Here is a 1000-nt window from a genome sequence, read left to right as displayed (position 1 = left end):
ACTGTCCCCGCGAGTCTCCAAACAAACATCGGAGCAACGAACTTATTTTGTCCGTTGCTCCGATGTTTGTTTGTCGCTTTAAGATAAGGTGTCCAAAGGTGATCGTCCCCGGTGTCAACTCTAAATCGGATAAACTTTTCTTTCATTGGTGGGAGTTGCCAGACCAAGTATCCTTGTCATCCAATCTTTTGAGCCCCTCTTTCTAGAGGATCAAAGTCATCTGGCCATTCTGTACTATCGTCATAGAACGCACCCTTCAAATTTGCTTCCGAAAGACGATTGCATCTCATAATTGCTCCCTGTAGTTTAGCTCTCTGAAAGTTCGCATTCCATACGTCCGCTCCAGTCAAATCCGCATTCAGGAGATTAGCATCTCTTAAATCAGTACCATTAAGCTTTGAATGAATTAAATTAGCAAACATTAAATTGGCACCACAGGCATAAGCAACCATAAGTTCGGCTTCGGTTAAATTAGTATAACTCAGATCTGCTCCCTCTAATTCTGCAGAACGTAAATCTGCTTTTATTAGGCTCGCACCTCGTAAGTTAGCCTTAGACAACAATGCTCTATGTAAGTTCATGTTGTTTAAGTTAGCTTTTTCTAATGTATCCAAATTTATCTCGATTGGATGATTTGCATTACTTTTGATTATAATCATAATTCACTCGCTGTTTCTTCACTTATTTCCCCAATCAAGAGGATCAATCTCTAACTCACCCCAGTTAATTATCCTATCTGTTTTTCCACCGCTCCAAGATGTTTGAAGTGGTTCTTGTCCAAAGATTCTACCAGCAATATAGCGGTGATTACCGTCTACAATTATTCCGTTGTCAACCCGAATCGGAGGCGCTACCTCTCCGCCTTCAAGTCTAATAACATATCTTTGAATAGCCGGCAAACTAACACTACCTTGCTGTGTCTTCAAAGAGGCATCTTTCATGGCCTCTCTAATAACATCTTCTGTAACAGTTATAGGCCTCTTTGTACCCGTCCTTTTAA

Annotated in this window: 1 protein-coding gene and 1 pseudogene; both read right to left on the bottom strand. The window is 40.8% G+C overall.

The features are described 5' to 3' along the window. Positions 1–176 precede the first annotated feature (176 nt). Entirely contained in the window at positions 177–659 is a 483-nt protein-coding gene (locus tag ALO_RS08020) for a pentapeptide repeat-containing protein (protein WP_004094611.1), read from the bottom strand. Between the two features lie 18 nt (positions 660–677). Beyond that, positions 678–1000: pseudogene (locus tag ALO_RS08015) on the bottom strand (DUF637 domain-containing protein); the annotation flags it as partial.

Origin of the sequence: Acetonema longum DSM 6540, assembly GCF_000219125.1 — a bacterium.
Classification (GTDB): domain Bacteria; phylum Bacillota; class Negativicutes; order Sporomusales; family Acetonemataceae; genus Acetonema; species Acetonema longum.
This window is presented reverse-complemented; position numbering and strand designations above follow the sequence as displayed.